Genomic DNA, 18,542 nt, shown 5'->3' with positions numbered 1-18,542 from the left:
CCAGTCGTGCGCGGGGCCGCGCCCTTGCTTCACTGAGCTCGTCGGTGGCCCGACACAGCGGCCGGAGCGGAGTGCGACATGGATCTCAACACCGTGCGGGAGGTACGCGATGCCCGCGTCCGCACGCCCTGGCAGCCCGGTGACGCCTGGCTCGGGGGCGGCACCTTTCTGTTCTCCGAGCCCCAGCCACGGCTGCGGCGACTGTTCGACCTGAGCAGAATGGGCTGGGAGCCGGTCACGCAGAGGGCCGACGGTTCGCTGGAGATCGCCGCGACCTGCACCATCGCCGAGCTGTCCGGCCACGGCCGGCGGAGCGCGGCGCGGGCGGCACCGTTGTTCGAGCAGTGCTGCCGGGCCTTCCTGGCGTCGTTCAAGATCTGGAACATGGCCACGGTCGGCGGGAACCTCTGCAACGGCCTGCCCGCAGGACCCATGATCTCCCTGACGGCCGCCCTCGACGGGGTGTGCCTGCTCCAGGCGCAGGACGGCTCGCTCCGCCGTATACGAGTGGCCGACTTCGTCATCGGCGCCGGCCTCAAGGACCTGGCCGAGGGCGAGTTGCTGCGTTCCGTCACGCTGCCCGCCCGGTCCCTGGCCTGCCGCACGGCTTTCCGTCAGGCCTCCCTCTACGGTCTCGGCCGCTCCGGCGCCCTGGTCATCGGGGTGCTCGACCCGCAGGACGGCTCACTCGCCGTGACGGTGACAGCGGCCACGGTCCGCCCCTTCCGCCTCTGGTTCCCGCTGCCACCCGGCGCCCAGGAGCTGAGGGACGCGCTCGACGGGGCCGTCGGCGACGCCGACTGGTTCGACGACATCCACGGACTGCCCGCCTGGCGGCGCCACATGGCCCTGCGGCTGGCCGAGGAGATCCGCCACGAACTGACCACGGACGGTGCCCGATGAGCTTCGAGATCCATGTCAACGAGCAGCAGTTCGACGCCGCGCCACGACCCGGACAGTGTCTGCGGACCTATCTGCGCGAGCGCGGGTGGTTCGGCGTGAAGAAGGGGTGCGACGCGGGTGACTGCGGGGCCTGCACGGTTCATGTGGACGGGAAGCCGGTGCACAGCTGCCTCTACCCCGCCGTGCGGGCCGCGGGACGCTCGGTGACCACCGTCGAGGGACTGGCGACCGACGGCGAACTCCACCCGGTGCAACAGAAGTTCCTCGACGCCCAGGGTTTCCAGTGCGGCTTCTGCACCGCCGGCTACCTGATGACGACCGCGGCTCTCGACGACGATCAGCTGACCGACCTGCCGCGCGCCTTCAAGGGCAATCTGTGCCGCTGCACCGGATACCGCGCCATCGAGGACGCCGTCCGGGGTGTGAAGAACGTCGAAGAGCCGTGCGCGGGCGCCGCGGTGGGCCGTAACCTTCCCGCGCCGGCGGGCCCCGACGTGGTCACCGGGCGCGCCCGGTACACCTTCGACATCGAGGTGCCAGGACTGCTGCACATGAAGCTGCTGCGCTCCCCGCACGCGCACGCCCGTATCACCGCCGTCGACACGGCCGCCGCGCTGCGCGTACCCGGGGTGCGCCTGGTCCTCACGCACCACGACGCCCCCGAACGGCACTACTCGAGCGCCCGGCACGAGCATCCCACCGAGGACCCCGACGACACCCGGCTCCTCGACAGCACCGTGCGCTACGTCGGCCAGCGGGTGGCGGCGGTGGTCGCCGACAGCGAGGCCGCGGCCGAGGAGGGCTGCCGTCGCCTGGAAGTGACGTACGAGGTGCTGCCCGCGGTCCTGGACCCGGAGGAGGCGATGCTTCCCGGTGCACCGGTCGTGCACGCCAAGGACGCGCGTACGGCGCGGATCTCGCGGCCCCAGGACAATGTGGTGGGCGAGGTCCACGGGGAGATCGGCTCCGTGGCGGCCGGCTTCGCCGAGGCCGATGTGGTGTACGAGGAGACCTTCCGTACCCAGCGTGTCCAGCACGCGAGCCTGGAGACGCACGGCGCCGTCGCCTGGTTCGAGGAGACGGAGGAGGGGACCGAGCGCATCGTCGTGCGTTCCAGCACCCAGACGCCCTTCCTCACCCGACGGGCCCTGTGCGCGCTGTTCGACCTGCCGATGGAGAAGGTGCGCGTCCTGGCGGGGCGCGTGGGCGGCGGTTTCGGCGGCAAGCAGGAAATGATCGTCGAGGACATCGTGGTCCTCGCCGCGATGCGCCTGAAGCAGCCGGTGAAGCTCGAGTACACCCGGGCGGAGCAGTTCTTCGGCGCCACCACCAGGCATCCGTTCACCGTCCGGGTGAAGGCGGGTGCGCGCAAGGACGGCACCCTGTCCGCGATCGAGTTGCGCGTGGTGTCCAACACCGGGGCGTACGGCAATCACGGCCCCGCGGTGATGTTCCACAGCGTCGGTGAGTCGATGGCCGTCTACCGCGCTCCGCACAAGAAGGCCGACGGCTACTCCGTCTACACCCATGCCGTGCCTGCGGGTGCCTTCCGTGGATACGGCCTCGGACAGGTCGTCTTCGCGATGGAGTCGGTGATGGACGAGCTGGCGCGTCTGCTCGGCATGGACCCGCTGACCTTCCGGGAGCGGAACATCATCGGCCCCGGTGAAGCGATGGTCGGCCCCGGCGGCGAGGAGGAGGACCTGCACATCGCCAGCTACGGGCTCGACCAGTGCCTGGGCATCGTGCGCACCGCACAGCGGGAGCCCGCCGAGGCGGCGCCGCGTGGCTGGCTCGTGGGTGAGGGAACGGCCCTGTCCATGATCGCTACGGGGCCGCCGGGCGGGCACATCGCGGATGCCAGGATCGGGCTCAAACCCGACGGCACCTACGATCTGGCCGTGGGGACGGCGGAGTTCGGCAACGGCACCACCACGGTGCACCGCCAGATCGCCGCCGGTGAGCTGGGCACGACCGTGGACCTGATCAGCGTGCGCCAGTCGGACACGGATGTCGTCAAGCACGACACCGGGGCCTTCGGCTCCACGGGCACGGTGGTGGCGGGCAAGGCGACCCTGCGCGCCTCCCAGGCCCTCGCGAAGCGCATCACGGGCTTCGCGGCGGCGCATCTGGGCGCGGGACGTGAGGACTGCCGGCTCGTGGAGGGTGCCGTCGAGCACCGGGGCGGGCGTGTGCCGCTGAAGGAGTTGTACGCGGCGTCGAAGGCGGCGGGTCAGGACCTCGTGGCTGACGGCCATTTCGGAGGGACGCCGCGTTCGGTCGCGTTCAACGCGCAGTGGTTCCGGCTGGCCGTCGATCCCGGGACCGGCGAGATCAGGGTGCTGCGCAGTGTGCACGCGGCGGACGCGGGCAAGGTCATGAACCCGATGCAGTGCCGCGGCCAGGTCGAGGGCGGCATCGCGCAGGCCCTGGGTGCCACGCTCTTCGAGAACGTACGCCTGGACGGCCGGGGGAAGGTGACCACTGCGGCGTTCCGGCAGTACCGGCTGCCGCAGTACGCGGACATCCCCCGCACCGAGGTGCACTTCATGGAGACCTCCGACGCGATCGGGCCGCTGGGGGCGAAGTCGATGAGCGAGAGCCCCTTCAACCCGGTCGCGCCGGCCTTCGCGAACGCCCTCAGGGACGCCACCGGGATCCGGTTCACCGAACTCCCCCTGACCCGCGACCGCGTCTGGCTCGCCCTGGACCGCCGAAAGTGACCTGATCCCCCGCTCGGGCTCCCAGGAGCCAGGCGCGGAAGGGGTATTGCCTCGCAGTCACGGTTCCGCGGGGCGGCTGCTGGGCATACCTTCTGACAGCCGCCCCGCGGGGCCGTCCGACCGGGGGGATTCGTGGACCGACTCAGTGCACAGCACGGATCCCCGCACCCGCCCCCTGCTCTCGGCGCGTTGACCGTGCTCGGAAACGTCGGGCGTCCTGCCACGCTGACCGTGGGTGACCTGCGCAGCGGATGGGAGCAGCACCGGGCGGATGTGATCTTCGACTGCGCCACCAGTGGCCCGCGGAAGCACCGGTTCGAAGGGCCGCTGTTGCGCGAGGTGGCCCTGGCCGCGCAGCCGCTGTTCGACACCCGCCGGCGCAAGGACCGTTCCCGTTTCGTGCTCGCGGTGTCCGGTGGGGACGGGCACCGCACCGTGCTGGCCTGGGCGGAGATCGACGCCGACTTCGGCGACGCCCCCGTCCTGCTGGCCACCCGGCTCGACGGCCAGGACCTGGACACGGCGGGCAGCCAGCTCGTGGTGCCCGTCGACCGGTGCGGTGCGCGCTATGTCAGCGCCATCACCCGTGTGTGGGTCGGCCCTCTGTGCTGATGGCGAGGCCCCGGGAGGTCTAGGACCATCCTCCAGATGCCGACGCATCTGCTATGTAGATTCACATTAAACTTTGTAAATACAAGCGGGGTTCCTCTAATCTGTCGCACATGCAGTCTCCACCCTTGGAGAGGCGGCACGTCTGCCCGGCGTCCGCCCCGGCGCAGCCGAAGCCGCCCAGGGGCCGCACCTGAATCACGCGCAAGCCGGCCACGTCCCCCCAAGGAGTCCCACCCTCATGTCTCTCACGTTCACCGGACGACGTACCGCCGCCGCGGTCCTCACCGCGGCGCTCCTTGTTCCGCTGGCCGCCTGTGGCAGCGACGACGACAAGAAGGAGTCGGGTGACAAGGCCACCGCTTCCGCGTCGGGGGCGCCGAAGGCCGACCTGACGGTTCTGGCCGCCTCCTCGCTCACCGACGTCTTCAAGGCGGCGGGCGCGGCCTACGAGAAGGAGAACCCCGGCACGAAGGTGACGTTCTCCTTCGCCGGCTCGCAGGAGCTCGCCGCCCAGGTCAAGCAGGGCGCACCCGCCGACGCACTGGTCACGGCGGACACCAAGACGATGGACGGGCTGACCTCCGACACCGGGACGCCGACCGTCATCGCGAAGAACCGTCTGGTGATCGCCACGGGCAAGGGCAACCCGGAGAAGGTCGAGAACCTCAAGGACCTCGCCGATCCCTCGCTGAAGGTCGTCCTCGCGGCCCCCGAGGTGCCGGTCGGGCGCTACGGCCAGGAGATCCTGGACGCCCAGAAGATCGCGGTGAAGCCGGTCTCCCAGGAGCCCAACGTCCGCGCCGTGCTCAGCAAGGTCGAGCTCGGCGAGGCGGACGCCGGCCTCGTCTACAAGACGGACGCCGCGACGGCCACCGACAAGGTCGAGGCGATCGACATCCCGGACGCGCAGAACGCCGTGGCCTCCTACCCGGCGGCGACGCTGAAGACCTCCAAGAACAGTGACGCCGCGAGCGCGTTCGTGAAGTGGCTGTCCACCCCCGAGGCCCAGAAGATCCTCGCCGGCGCCGGCTTCCAGAAGCCGTAACCAGGACACCCACCCGTGCGGGCGGCACGGCCCCGAGGGCCGGGCCGCCCGCACGGCACTTCCAGCACCGGGGATCTTCCATGAGACGCCTTCGCCGCAGCGCCACCGGCCCCCGCGCGCCGATCGCCCTGGCGATCCCCGCGCTGCTGGCCATCGCCTTCCTGCTCCTGCCGCTGATCGGGGTCCTCGCCCGGACCTCGTGGGGCGAACTGGGCGCTCATCTGACCAGCCCCGGGACGACCCAGGCGCTCAAGCTGTCCCTGATCGTCTCGGCCTGGGCCCTGGGCCTCTCCCTCGTCCTCGGTGTGCCGCTTGCCTGGCTGCTGGCCCGTGTCGACTTCCCGGGCAAGGCGTTCGTCCGGTCCCTCGTGCTCCTGCCGATGGTGCTGCCGCCGACCGTCGGCGGTGTCGCGCTCCTCCTGGCCTTCGGCCGGCGCGGACTGCTGGGCCCCTGGCTGGAGGACACCTTCGGGATCACCCTGCCGTTCCACACCTCGGGCGCCGTGCTGGCCGCGACCTTCGTCGCCATGCCGTTCCTCATCATCAGCCTCGAAGGAGCGCTGGGCGGACTGCGCCCACGCTACGAGGAGACCGCGGCCTCCCTGGGGGCTTCACCGGTACGGGTGTTCTTCACCGTCACGCTGCCCATGGTCGCCCCGGGTCTCGCCGCGGGCGCGGCCCTGACCTGGGCACGCGCCCTCGGGGAGTTCGGCGCGACCATCACCTTCGCCGGAAACCTTCCCGGCACCACGCAGACCCTCCCGCTCCAGGTCTATCTGCTGCTCCAGGACAGTCCCGAGGCCGCGACCTCGGTCTCCCTGCTGCTGCTGGCCATCGCCATGGTCGTACTCGTCGCGCTGCGCGGCCGGTGGACCGGCACCCCGGGCGCCTCCACGGACCGGCCGCGCGCCCTCGCCGACGACTCGGGGCCGGCCGCCGCCCCGATGGACCTCCGGGCCGATACCGAGGGCACGCCCGAGACCGGTGAGAAGGGGGGCAGTTGGCCGCTGCACGCCACCGTCACGGGGTTCAACGACCTCACCCTGGACGCGGAGGCCGGTACCACCATCGCCGTCGTCGGACCCAACGGCGCCGGCAAGACCACTCTGCTCAGGGCCCTCCTCGGCCTCACTCCACGCGCCCACGCCGAACTACGGCTCGGCGACACCGACGTCACCGCGCTCCCCCCGCACCGCCGGGGCGTGGCCTGGGTTCCCCAGGACGGCGCGCTCTTCCCCCATATGAACGCTGCGGCCAACACCGCGTACGGGCTCCGCGCCCGTGGCATCCCGCGCGCCGAGGCCCGCCGGAGCGCGCAGCTGTGGCTGGACCGTCTCGGCGTGGGGCACCTCGCGCACCGCAGGCCGGGGCAGATCTCCGGGGGCCAGGCCCAGCGTGTGGCGCTCGCCAGGGCGCTCGCCGCCCGGCCACGGCTGCTGCTGCTCGACGAACCGCTCGCCGCACTCGACCAGACCACCCGTGCCCACGTCCGGCACACCCTCCGCCGCCATCTCGACGGGTTCGGCGGCGTATGCCTCATCGTCACGCACGACCCCGTCGAGGCCGTGGCGCTCGCCGACCGGGTCCTCGTCCTCGACGAGGGGCGGACCCTCCAGGACGCCCCGCCCACCGAGGTCACCCACCACCCGCGCTCCCCCTGGGTCGCCCGCATGCTGGGCCGCAACGCCTGGCCGGGCACCTCCGCCGACGACGGCATCCTGCTCACCGGCGGCGGGACCCTCGTGGCCGCGGAACTGCCCCCGCCCGGCACGGACACACTCGCGATCATCGCCCCGGAGGCCGTCGCCCTGCACCGGGACAAGCCGTCCGGCAGTCCACGCAACGTCTGGCCCGGCACCGTACGGGAGATCACCACCAGCGGCAGCAGGCTGCGGGTCCTGGTCACCTCCGACCAGGTACCGGACCTCGTCGCCGAGATCACCCCTCAGGCGGTCGCCGAACTCGGCCTCACCGAGGGGACTCCCGTCTGGACCAGCGTCAAAGCCACGGAAGCGACCGCCGTCGCCCTCTGAGCGGGGCAGAATTCCATCCGTACGGGGAAGCGGCCCGTACGGCGGCAGGAGGAGCTGAGCATGACCACGGACCCGGAGCACGGCGACAGCGACAGCACACGGCAGTGGCTGCGCGACCTCGACGTATTCGCAGGGCCGCTGCGGGAGTTCGACCCCGAGCAGGCACCGGCCGACCCGGTCCCGCTCTTCCTCTCCTGGCTCTCCGAGGCCGTGGCGGACGGTGTGCGTGATCCGCACGCGATGACCCTGTCCACGGTCGACGCGGCGGGCGACCCGGACTCCCGTGTACTGATCCTCAAGAACGTGGACGCCTCGGGCTGGCAGTTCGCCGGGCATGCCTCCAGCCCCAAGGGCCGGCACCTCGCCGGACACCCCAGGGCCGCCCTGACCTTCTACTGGCCGGCCCACGGCCGCCAGATCAGAGTCCGCGGCGAGGTGACACCCGGCTCCGCCGAGGACAACGCCGCCGACTTCCTCGGCCGCTCCGCCACGGCCAGGGCCGAGTCCCTGACGGCCCGGCAGAGCCGGCATCTGACGGACACCGCGGAGCGGGACCAGGCGCTGAAGGAGTCCCTCGCCCGGGTCGACACGGACCCTTCGCTCGTCGACCCGGCCTGGACGCTCTACACCCTTGCCCCGGCCGAGGTGGAGTTCTGGCAGGCCGCGCGGAGCCGCGTCCACACCCGGCTGCGCTACGAACGCGTCGCCGGCGGATGGGAACGCTTCCGGCTCTGGTCCTGAGCCCCATCCTCCCACCCTCCCCACTCACACCGCGAGGACGAGATGACCACACGTACCCAGGACGGCAGCGCGGGGGACGCCGACTACGGCGCCATCGGTGCCGGCTACTCCGCCTACCGGCGGCCCGACCCCCGCATCACGCAGGCCATCGCCGATGCACTCGGCGGCGTGCGACACGTCCTCAACGTCGGCGCCGGTACCGGCTCCTACGAGAGCGCCGCCCCCACGGTCACAGCGGTGGAACCGTCCGAGTCGATGCGGGCCCAGCGCCCCGCCGGGCTCGCCCGGGCCGTCGATGCCGTCGCGGAGAACCTTCCCTTCCCGGACGGTGAGTTCGACGGAGCGATGACCCTCTTCAGCGTCCACCAGTGGAGCGACGCCACGGCCGGTCTGCGCGAGATGCGGCGCGTCACCCGCGGCCCGGTCGTGGTCCTGACCTGCGCGCCGGAACGCGTACGCGACTTCTGGCTGTACGCGTACGCGCCCGAGGTCCTCGACACGGAGGCCCGTCGCTACCCGCCCGTCGAGGATCTGACCGACGCGCTCGGCGGCACCGCCACCATCCGGACCGTTCCGGTCCCGCTGGACTGCACCGACGGCTTCAACGAGGCGTACTACGGCCGTCCCGAGATGCTCCTGGAGCCCGGCGCCCGCCAGGCCTGCTCGGCGTGGAGCTTCGTCGACGACGAGGTCCTGGAGCGCTTCGACCGGACTCTGCGCGACGACCTCGCGTCCGGCGCCTGGGACCGGCGATTCGGGCACCTGCGGACGCAGCCGACGTACGAAGGGGCCCTGGTCGTCGTGCAAGCGGTCCCCTGACCCTCGCCGGGCGCTGGATCTGGATCGGCAGGTGGGGAGCACCGGTCAACCGCACCGTCACCTTGCTGTCCGCCCCGCTGACACAGCGCCTTGAAACCGCGTGCCGTGATGCCGGCGGCACCCTCTTCACAGGTCGCGGCGCGGCGGCGCCTGGTCGACCCCCTACCCGGGTATCACCGCGGCTTGGCTCCCCAGTGTGACGCGCAGTCGCCTGCCGCCTCCCTACTTTCTCCTCGTCGCCACCGGACGAGACAGAGGGAGACGGGTGTATGCGCCGCTTCAGGACGTTGCTGACCACCGCCGTACTGACCACGCTGCTGGTCGGTGGCACTGCGGGTGGGGCGTCGGCGAGCAGTGAGAGCGTGCCGAGCGGTCCACTCCCCGGCACGGCCGCCTGGCTGGCGGACGACTCCCTGGCCAGGGAGCTGCCGGACCCCACCACGGCCACCCCGTCAGAGGTGGCGGCGTTCTTCGCCGGCCTCACCGGCGCTCAGGAGCAGCGGCTCGTCGAGGACCACCCCACTGTGGTGGGCAATCTCGACGGCGCTCCCGTGAAGCTCAGGTACGAGGCCAACGCCCAGGCCGGTGACCAGGTCCTGGCGTACGACCCGCGCGGTCGCGGCCTGATCGCGCAGGTCGCCGGCGACCTGGAGAACGCCGACCACGTCTCGGTGATCGTCCCTGGCTCGGACGTCGACATCTCGGCCTTCGACCGTACGGCCGAGCGGGCCTCCGACCTTCAGAAGGAGGCCGGTGACGACACGGCTGTCATCGCCTGGGCCGGTTACACCACCCCCTCCGGTATCGGCCTGGACCTGGCGACGGGCCGGCTCGCCGAGGCCGGGGCCGAGCGGCTGGTGCGTCTCACCGAGGGCCTGGACGCCGCCGGGCTGCCCGACCCCGCCCTCTTCTGCCACAGCTACGGCTCGGTGGTCTGCGGCCTCGCCGCCGCGGACACCGACGCGAGCGACATCGTCGTCATGGGCTCGCCCGGCATGCGCGCCGACAACGTCACCGACCTCGGTACCGACGCCCACGTATGGGCGGCGAAGTCCCCGGACGACTGGATCGGCCGCGTCCCCCATGTCGAGTTCCTCGGCCTGGGCCATGGCGCCGACCCCACGTCGCCCGGCTTCGGCGCGAGTGTCCTGCCCGCCGACGACGTCCCGGAGCACGACGAGTACTTCACCCCCGGCACCTCCACCCTGACCGCGTTCGCGGCCATCGCCGACGGAGACCTGCGATGAAGACTCCGAAGACCTTGAAGGTCCTGAAGACCCCCACGAAGCTCGCGAAGCTCAGCGCGAAGATCGACGACCGGACCCCCGCGCACCGCGACCGTGCCATCGACGGCCTGCGCGCACTGGCGCTCCTGGCCGTCCCGACCGGCCACTGGCTGCTCGGCGGCTTCACCCGCGACACCGATGGCGGCCTGCACAACGCCAGCCCGCTCGTCACATTCGACGCGCTGGCGCCGGCCGGCTGGATCCTGCAGATGCTGGGCATCTTCTTCCTGGTCGGCGGCTACTCCTCGTACCTCTCCTACCAGCGCCGCAAGGACTCGACCCGTGAGTGGATCACCGGCCGGCTCCGCCGCCTCGGCCGCCCGGTCCTGGGTGCCACCGCCGTGTGCGCGGTGCTGCTGCCTGCCCTGCACTACGGCTTCGGGGTGCCCACCGCCACCCTGCACACCGCGTCGACGCTGGTCGTCCAGCCCTTGTGGTTCGTCGGCGTCTACGCCGTGATCACGGCCCTCACGCCGTACTGCGTCCGCGCGTCCAAGCGTCTGGGCTTCTGGGCCGCCGCCCCGCTGCTCGGGTCCGTCGCCGTGGTCGACCTCCTCCGTTACGGGCCGTACGCGGACGCGATGCCGTCCTGGCTGAGTCTGCTCAACCTGCTTCCGGGGTGGATGTTCGCCTACCAGCTCGGCGTGTCCTGGGCCCACGGGCGGCTGGGCAGGCGCGGGGCGTGGCTCCTGCTCGCCGGCGGCACGGCGTTGTTCGCCACCCTGCTGCTCGCCTTCCACTACCCGATGTCGATGGTGGGCGTGCCCGGCGAGGCCCGTACCAACTCCCACCCGCCGTCCCTGCTGGTCCTGGCACTCGCGGCCGCCCAGTCCGGCGCGGCGATCCTGCTGCGCGACCGGCTGGCCCGCCTGCTGCGGCGCCCCGCCCTGTGGGCCCCGGTGGTGCTCATCAATCTGTCCGCGATGACGATCCTGTGCTGGCACCAGATCGCGATGCTCGCCGCTGCGGTCCCCGCCTCGCACCTCGGGGAGATCCCCGGGCTGACCGCTGCGCCGGATTCGGGCGGATGGATCCTGACGCGGCTGGCCTGGATGCCGCTCTTCGCGGGGCTGCTCGTGGTGATCACGAGGGTCGCCCGGCCCCTGGAGAGCCCGTGGAAGCACGCCGGCACGGCCCGGCGGGCGGCGGCCGGTGTGCTGGCCGCGGGCTTCGGATACTTCGCGCTGGCGGCGTGAGGGACGACTCCACCGCCATATCACCCCGCCACCCCACGACCCACCGAAAAAGGAGTACCACCATGTCCCCGGTCGGCGAAACCACTCTGCCGCACCCCGAGAACACCACCACGCCGCACCCCCCACCGGACGCGGGCAGCGAGTTCGCGCCCTTGTTGCGGGAAGTCAGGGGACAGGGGCTGCTCGACCGCCGCCGCGGCTGGTACGCACGCACCATCGTGATCAACGCGCTCGCCCTGGCTGCCGTCGTCACCGGCATGGCGCTCATCGGCGGTTCCTGGTGGGTCCTCGCGCTGGCCCCCGTACTCGCCGTCCTGTGTGCCCGCACGGCGTTCATCGGCCACGACGCGGGCCACGCCCAGATCAGTGGCAACCGTGCCACGAACCGCCGCATCGGGCTCATCCACGGCAACCTGCTGCTCGGCATGAGCTCCGCCTGGTGGAACGACAAGCACAACCGCCACCATGCCAACCCCAACCACAGGGACAAGGACCCCGACGTCGCCGCGGACGTCCTCGTCTTCACCAGCGAGCAGGCTGCCGTCCGCACAGGATTTCGCGGCCGGCTCACCCGCCACCAGGCATGGCTCTTCTTCCCCCTGACCCTCCTCGAAGGCCTCGCCCTGAAGCTCTACGGCTTCCAGTACCTGCGTCGTCAGACCGGCCGCGAACGGCTGGTGGCCGGCGCCCTCCTCGTCGCGCACGTGGCCGGGTACGTCACCCTGCTCCTGGCGACCATGCCGCTCACGCACGCGCTCGTCTTCGCGGCGCTCCACCAGGCCCTGTTCGGCCTGCACCTGGGCATGGCCTTCGCGCCCAACCACAAGGGGATGGACATGCCCGACCCCGACGGCGAGAAGTGGGGACACCTACGGCGCCAGGTCCTCACGTCCCGCAACGTCAAGGGCAGCTTCCTCACCGACTGGTTCCTCGGCGGCCTCAACTACCAGATCGAGCACCACCTGTTCCCCAGCATGCCCCGCCCGCATCTGAGGCTCGCCCGGTCCATGGTGCGAGCCCGCTGCCGCGACCTCGGCATCCCCTACACCGAGACCGGCCTCGTCGACTCCTACCGGCAGGCCCTGCGGCACATGCACGAAGTGGGAGAACCGCTGCGTGCCGACATCTGAGGAGCCGACGCCTTGCGCTCGCCCGGACGCCACCGCGGCACACATAGGTTGGTGCGCATGACCTCGGTGAAGGAGGAACGCCCTCGCGCGCTGCTCGCAGGGGCCTCGCGACGGTGGGTACGGCTGTTGCCGTGGGCCGTGGCGTTCGTGCTGTGCGTGGCCCTGCTGCCCACGACCATCGTGGTCCTCACCGCCGACTACGGCCTGAACGGTGGTGTCGCCGGCGCATTGGCCGTCGCACAGGCCGCGCCGCTGCTGCTCGCCGTCGTACGGCCGTTGCAGGCCTGGTACGTGGTATTCGTCGCGGACGTGGCCGGCGCGCTCGTCCTGCTCACCGCCGACTTCCAGGAGCGGCTGCTGTGGCCCTTCCCGCCCATGGAGATCGTCGGGTACGTCGGCCTCTGCCTCGCCCTGGGCCTGCGCGAGCGGCGCCGGACGCTGCTGCTGGTGTGGCTGGCGACAGCGGGCGCCAACGTCGGCCTGGGATTCGTCGCGCCCCACGGCTCCAGCGCCAAGGACCTGCTGCTCACCATCCTCGGGGGCGTCGCACTCCTGCTCGGCGGGGTGCTGCGCGACCGGTCCGAGGTGCAGCGCAGGCTGGTCGAGCAGGAGACGATCAGCGAGGCCGAGCGCGGGCGGCGGACGCTGCTGGAGGAGCGCGCCCGGATCGCCCGCGAGCTGCACGACGTGGTCGCACACCACATGTCCGTCATCACGGTGCAGGCGGACACCGCGGAGTACCGCTTCGACAGGATGCCTCCGGACGTGCGGGAGGAGTTCACCGCCATCGCGGCGACCGCGCGCGAGTCGCTCGGCGAGATGCGACGTCTTCTCGGTGTGCTGCGCAACGAGGAGGCGCAGGGCGAGCTGGTGCCCCAGCCCGGCCTGGCGCAGCTCGGGCCGCTGGTGGAGGCGACGGCCAGGGCCCGAGGGCCGGTGGAGTTCACCCCCTGCGACGTCGAGGTGCCCGAAGCGGTCGGCCTGTCCGCGTACCGGATCGTCCAGGAGGCCCTCTCGAACGTCGTACGGCACGCGCCGGGTGCCCGCACACAGGTGTCGGTGTCGGTCTCGGAGCCCCGTTCGGGAGAGGCCGCGCGGCTGATCGTCCTGGTGGTCAACGGGCCGTCGCCCGAGCCGTCCGCCGCACCGCTCGAGGTGGGCGGTACCGGGCACGGGCTCGTCGGCATGCGCGAACGAGTACGCATCATCGGCGGCAGCCTCGATACGGGGCCACTGCCGGACGGCGGCTTCCGGGTCGCCGCTCAACTTCCGTTAACTGAAAAGGACTTCACATGACGACGCGCGTCATCATCGTCGACGACCAGGCCATGGTTCGGGCCGGCTTCGCCGCGCTGCTGGCTGCCCAGAGCGACATCGACGTGGTGGGCGAGGCCCCCGACGGCGTGCAGGGCGTCGAGCTGAGCCGGCGCACCCATCCCGACCTCGTACTGATGGACGTCCGCATGCCCGAGATGGACGGCCTGGAGGCCGCACGCCGTCTCCTGTCGCCGCCGCCGGGCGTCACCCACCGTCCGCGCGTCCTGATGCTCACCACCTTCGACGTCGACGACTACGTCTACGAGGCGCTGCGGGCGGGCGCGAGTGGCTTCCTGCTCAAGGACGCGCCGCCGGCCGACCTCATCGCGGCGGTCCGCGTCGTGGCCGCGGGCGACGCGCTACTCGCCCCCTCCGTGACGCGCCGCCTGATCGCGGACTTCGCCAAGCAACGCCCCACCGCGCTGAGCAAACCGGCGCTGCGCCTCAAGGGCCTGACCGAACGCGAGACCGAGGTCCTCACCCTGATAGCCCGCGGCCGGTCCAACACGGAGATCGCCCAGACCCTCGTGCTGGCCGAGCAGACGGTGAAGACGCACGTCAGCCGCGTCCTCACCAAGCTCGACCTGCGCGACCGCGCCCAGGCGGTGGTCTTCGCCTACGAGTCGGGGCTGGTCGCCCCCGGCGAGTAGGGCGCGCCGTCACCGCTCCGTCCCTCCTCCACCCCCTACCGCGGTAGCACCTCCACATTGGCTCCGCAGTATGACGCCCGGCGCACAGCCGTCCCCGCACTCTTCACGCGTCACAGAAAGTGCGCGCATGAGGGAGACGGGACATGAAGCTAGGCAAGGGCAAGCGGCAGAAGGCGGACAACAGGCCGGGGGTGGAGTACCGGCCCGAGGTCCCGGCCGCCACGCCCGGTCTCGCCGTCGAGCTGCGCGACGTCCGGCGGCAGTACGGCCGCGGGGCGGGCACGGTGCATGCCCTCGCGGGTGTGGACCTCGCCCTGCCGCGCGGCACGTTCACCGCGGTCATGGGCCCGTCCGGGTCCGGCAAGTCCACGTTCCTGCAGTGCGCCGCCGGGCTCGACCGGCCGACCGCGGGATCCGTGTTCCTGGGTGGCACGGAGATCACCGGCATGAGCGAGAACGAGCTGACCGAGCTGCGCCGCAGTCGTCTCGGCTTCGTCTTCCAGTCCTTCAACCTGCTGTCCTCCCTCACCGTCGAGCAGAACGTGCTGCTCCCGATGCGTCTGGCCGGGCAGCGCCAGGATCGCCGGCAGGCACAGGCGGTACTCGCCCAGGTCGGGCTCGCCGACAAGGCGAAGCGCCGGCCGGGCGAGCTCTCGGGCGGCCAGCAGCAGCGCGTGGCCGTCGCCCGCGCCCTGATCACGAGCCCCGACGTGATCTTCGCGGACGAACCCACCGGCGCCCTGGACACCGGCACGGCCGCCGAGGTCCTGGGCCTGCTGCGGAACGCGGTGGACACCCTCGGGGCCACCGTCGTCATGGTCACCCACGACCCGGCCGCGGCCTCCTGGGCCGACCGGGTGCTGTTCCTCGCCGACGGCTCCTTCGCCGACCATCTCGAGCGCGGCTCCGCGGAACAGATCGCGGCACGGATGGCCGTGCTCACCTCGCGTGCCTCCCGCCCCGGTGCGATGACGGGGGTCGCGGCATGAAGCGCCCCAACGGACTCGCCCGTGAGGCCGTCCGCTTCAAGCCCGCGTCCTTCGCGGGGACCTTCCTCGCGCTGCTGATGTCCGCGCTGATCGTCTCGGCCTGCGGAATCCTGCTGGAGACCAGCCTGCGTGCCTCGGTGCCGCCGGAGCGGTACGCGAACGCACCGGTCGTCGCCGCGGCGGACCAGAACGAGTACGTCGTCACCGGCAGTGGCGAGGACCTCGAGAGGGAGGCGACACCGCTGCCGGACACGGCGCGGATGGACGCCGGGCTGGCGGCGAAGGCCGGCGAGGCGCCGGGTGTCGCCACGGCCGTCGCGGACTTCACCTTCCCGGTGCACGCGACGGACGACGGCGCGGGCTCCGGCGCCCGTGGACTGTCCGTTCCCGGTGGCGTGCTCACCGCACACGGATGGGGCTCGCATGCCTTCACCGGCACCGCGCTGACCAGCGGCTCCGCACCCCGCGCCGGCGAAGTCGTGCTCGACGCGGACACGGCCCGTGCCGCGCACGCCGCCGTCGGCGACACCGTCGTGCTGGAGACCGCCGCCGGGCAGCAGGACTTCCGCGTCGCCGGTGTCGCCCGGGCCGGCTCCGCGGAGACCGCCCGGAGCACCGCCGAGGCGGGCGCCCTGACCTGGTTCGCCGACGCCCAGGCGCCCACGCTCGCCGGGCACCCCGGCAAGGCCGACGCCGTCGTCGTGCTGGCCGAGCACGGCACCGGCACCGATGCCCTCGCCGGCTCCGTGAAGACGGCCCTGGCAGGCTCCGGGGTTCAGGTCCACACCGGCGACGACCGCGGTGCCGTCGAGGACCCGGGCCTCGGGTACGCCAAGGTGACGCTCTTCGGGATCGGGGGCTCCTTCGGCGGCATCGCCGCCATCGTCGCGGTCTTCACCGCCGCCGGGACCATCGCGCTCTCGGTGGGCCAGCGGGCCCGCGAATTCGCCCTGCTGCGCGCTGTCGGCGCCACCCCGCGGCAGATCCGCCGCGCGGTCGCATCCGAGGCACTGCTCGTCGCGCCGCTCGCCGGGATCATCGGCTGCCTGCCCGGCATCGGGCTCGCCCGCTGGTGGTTCGGGCAGCTCCAGGACCGCGACGCCATTCCGCGCGCCGTGGACCTGCACGTGTCCGGGATCCCGCTGCTCGCCGCCGTCGTCATGGGGCTGCTCACCGCGCTCGGCGCGGGCTGGGCCGCCGGGCGCCGGCCCGCGAAGATCAAGCCGGGACAGGCGCTCGCGGAGGCCTCCGTCGAGCGACTGCGGCCCGGCCTGGTCCGCACCCTCCTCGGTGTCGGCGCCCTCGTCGGAGGCGCGATCCTCACCGGTGTGTCCGCCCGCTCCACGGGCGACGACGCGGCCGGCGCCGCCCTCGGCGTCGTCATGCTCTTCATGCTCTCCGTCGGGCTGCTCGGCCCGCTGGTGGCGCGGCTGTGCGCCGGCCTGTTCGGCCTCCCACTGCGCGGGGCGGGCCCGGCCGCGGAGCTCGCGGCCGCCAACTCCCGCGCCAACGCCCGCCGCCTCGCCTCCGCGATCACCCCGATCGTGCTGGCCGTGGCCTTCGCCTCGACCCTCGTGTTCATGCACACGAGTGAGACCCATGCCGCCGACAAACAGCTGCGCGCGGGCATCACCGCGGACCACGTGGTGACGGGCCCTGCCGGGCTCCCGGTGGACGCGGCGGACCGCGCCGCCCGCGCGCCCGGCGTGGAGGCGGCCGTCGGTCTGCTGAACACGCAGGTACTGGTGCCGACCGGCTCCGGCGAGTTCAAGTCGCTTCTGGGTGCGGCCACCCAGGGTGTCACCGGCTCCGGCGCCGAGCTGGCGAAGGTGCAGGACCTGGACGTACGTGAGGGCAGCCTCGACCGGCTCGGCGAGGGCCGTGTCGCCATCGACAAGACCCTGGCGACCTCGGCGGACGCCGGCGTCGGCGACCGCCTCCCGCTCTACCTCCCCGACGGCACCGAGATCAGCCCCGAGGTCGTCGCCGTGTACGGGCGTGGCCTCGGCCTGTCCACGGTGACCATGGACCGGGAGTCCCTGGCCGGCCATGTCACCTCGGGCTTCGACAGCACCCTGCTGGTGCGGGGCGGCTCGGAGAAGTCGCTCAGCGCCCTGGGTGAGGTCACCGACGCCTCCGGCTACGCCACCGAGCAGAACCGCGACGCGAAGCTGGGCGCCTGGATGAACAACACCATGGCCGCGGTCCTCGGCGGCTTCGCGGCCGTCGCCGCCATCAACACCCTGGTGATGACGGTCCTGGACCGCCGCCGCGAACTGGGCTCGCTGCGCCTGATCGGCTCCACCCGGCGTCAGGTGATGACGATGCTCCGCTGGGAGGGACTGCTGGTCGCAGGGGTGGGCCTGGCCCTCGGCTCCGCGATCGCCGCGGCCACGCTCATCCCGATGATGAGCGGCGTGACCGGTGACATGCCGTTCGTGCCCCCGCTGGTGTACGGGTCCTTCGCGGCCGCCGCCGGCGGCCTGGCACTGCTCGCGGTCACCCTGCCGGCCAGGGCGGCGTTGCGCCGCTGGTCGTAGCGCTGGCCTACAGGGGGGCGGGAGCCGGCGTGATGCCGCTCCCGCCCAGCAGCCGGATCGAGGACCGCGTGGTGAGGCGAGCCGAACTCTGGCGCCCCGGACCGCACGTCCCTGACCGCGCCGGGCACCCGGCCACCGGCCTCGACGGCGCCAACCGGCGGGCGCTGGCCCTCACCCGGACACCCAAGGGCGTGCCGGGCGCCGAACTCGACACGCCGCAGCGCGAGTTGCTGCGGGCCCTGCTCGGCACCTACCTCGACCGGGTCCCGCCAGGGGTGTCCCCACAGCCCCGCTACGACGACCCGTCGGCGCTGGACGCCGTACACCTCGCCTGGGCGGGTTCCACCGCGGCGGGCGAAGCCCACTACTACCGCCTGCAAGGCCCGCGGCTGCTGATCGAGTGGACCAACGGCCACCGCGGCGCCAATCACGCCCACGCCGTGTGGCGGGATCCGGAAACCGACTTCGGCGGCGACGTCCTGGCAGCTCACCACGCGGCCCACCACACGCGGTGAGCCACCCGCGCCGTCATCCGGCACGCGTCGTCAGCCACCGCGT

At 72.3% G+C, this 18,542-nt stretch carries 15 protein-coding genes; all 15 read left to right on the top strand.

Going from position 1 to position 18,542, the window contains the following annotated elements; translation table 11 throughout:
- Window positions 1–78: 78 nt before the first annotated feature.
- The 15 genes from OG623_RS30420 to OG623_RS30350 all read left to right on the top strand — a co-directional run bounded on the left by OG623_RS30420 (window position 79) and on the right by OG623_RS30350 (window position 18,499).
- A complete protein-coding gene (locus tag OG623_RS30420; protein ID WP_406150797.1) occupies window positions 79–903 on the top strand; it encodes an FAD binding domain-containing protein in 825 nt (274 codons plus the stop codon).
- The gene (locus OG623_RS30415) at window positions 900–3,626 is read left to right on the top strand and encodes a molybdopterin-dependent oxidoreductase (protein WP_406150796.1); all 2,727 of its coding nucleotides are present in this window, start codon (window positions 900–902) and stop codon (window positions 3,624–3,626) included. The genes OG623_RS30420 and OG623_RS30415 overlap by 4 nt, the downstream gene beginning before the upstream one ends.
- Window positions 3,627–3,815: 189 nt before the next feature.
- On the top strand, window positions 3,816–4,238 hold the full coding sequence (locus OG623_RS30410; protein WP_406150795.1) for a molybdopterin-dependent oxidoreductase: 423 nt from the start codon (window positions 3,816–3,818) through the stop codon (window positions 4,236–4,238).
- A 238-nt stretch (window positions 4,239–4,476) separates the two neighbouring features.
- Complete coding sequence (gene modA / locus OG623_RS30405; protein ID WP_406150794.1) at window positions 4,477–5,283, top strand: molybdate ABC transporter substrate-binding protein; 807 nt, start codon at window positions 4,477–4,479, stop codon at window positions 5,281–5,283.
- Between the two features lie 80 nt (window positions 5,284–5,363).
- On the top strand, window positions 5,364–7,316 hold the full coding sequence (locus tag OG623_RS30400; RefSeq protein ID WP_406150793.1) for an ABC transporter permease: 1,953 nt from the start codon (window positions 5,364–5,366) through the stop codon (window positions 7,314–7,316).
- A gap of 60 nt (window positions 7,317–7,376) precedes the next feature.
- On the top strand, window positions 7,377–8,057 hold the full coding sequence (locus OG623_RS30395) for a pyridoxal 5'-phosphate synthase (protein ID WP_406150792.1): 681 nt from the start codon (window positions 7,377–7,379) through the stop codon (window positions 8,055–8,057).
- 42 nt (window positions 8,058–8,099) lie between these two features.
- Complete coding sequence (locus OG623_RS30390; protein WP_406150791.1) at window positions 8,100–8,876, top strand: class I SAM-dependent methyltransferase; 777 nt, start codon at window positions 8,100–8,102, stop codon at window positions 8,874–8,876.
- A gap of 269 nt (window positions 8,877–9,145) precedes the next feature.
- On the top strand, window positions 9,146–10,123 hold the full coding sequence (locus OG623_RS30385; RefSeq protein ID WP_406150790.1) for an alpha/beta hydrolase: 978 nt from the start codon (window positions 9,146–9,148) through the stop codon (window positions 10,121–10,123).
- Window positions 10,120–11,358, top strand: a complete 1,239-nt coding sequence (locus tag OG623_RS30380) for an acyltransferase (protein WP_406150789.1) — start codon at window positions 10,120–10,122, stop codon at window positions 11,356–11,358. Before OG623_RS30385 ends, OG623_RS30380 begins: the two co-directional genes overlap by 4 nt.
- Window positions 11,359–11,420: 62 nt before the next feature.
- Window positions 11,421–12,488: a fatty acid desaturase family protein gene (locus OG623_RS30375; RefSeq protein WP_406150788.1), complete on the top strand. Its 1,068-nt coding sequence runs from the start codon at window positions 11,421–11,423 to the stop codon at window positions 12,486–12,488.
- Between the two features lie 57 nt (window positions 12,489–12,545).
- Complete coding sequence (locus OG623_RS30370) at window positions 12,546–13,784, top strand: sensor histidine kinase (protein WP_406150787.1); 1,239 nt, start codon at window positions 12,546–12,548, stop codon at window positions 13,782–13,784.
- Window positions 13,781–14,455: a response regulator gene (locus OG623_RS30365; protein WP_406150786.1), complete on the top strand. Its 675-nt coding sequence runs from the start codon at window positions 13,781–13,783 to the stop codon at window positions 14,453–14,455. Before OG623_RS30370 ends, OG623_RS30365 begins: the two co-directional genes overlap by 4 nt.
- Window positions 14,456–14,598: 143 nt before the next feature.
- A complete protein-coding gene (locus OG623_RS30360; protein ID WP_406150785.1) occupies window positions 14,599–15,444 on the top strand; it encodes an ABC transporter ATP-binding protein in 846 nt (281 codons plus the stop codon).
- A complete protein-coding gene (locus OG623_RS30355; RefSeq protein WP_406150784.1) occupies window positions 15,441–17,984 on the top strand; it encodes an ABC transporter permease in 2,544 nt (847 codons plus the stop codon). The genes OG623_RS30360 and OG623_RS30355 overlap by 4 nt, the downstream gene beginning before the upstream one ends.
- Window positions 17,985–18,016: 32 nt before the next feature.
- Window positions 18,017–18,499, top strand: coding sequence for a DUF3500 domain-containing protein (locus tag OG623_RS30350; RefSeq protein ID WP_406150783.1), 483 nt, complete (start codon window positions 18,017–18,019; stop codon window positions 18,497–18,499).
- Window positions 18,500–18,542: the final 43 nt, after the last annotated feature.

The sequence above is a fragment of the Streptomyces sp. NBC_01012 genome (assembly GCF_045162755.1).
GTDB lineage: Bacteria > Actinomycetota > Actinomycetes > Streptomycetales > Streptomycetaceae > Streptomyces.
The sequence above is the reverse complement of the archived record's forward strand: the minus strand, read 5'-3'. Positions and strand labels throughout refer to the sequence as shown.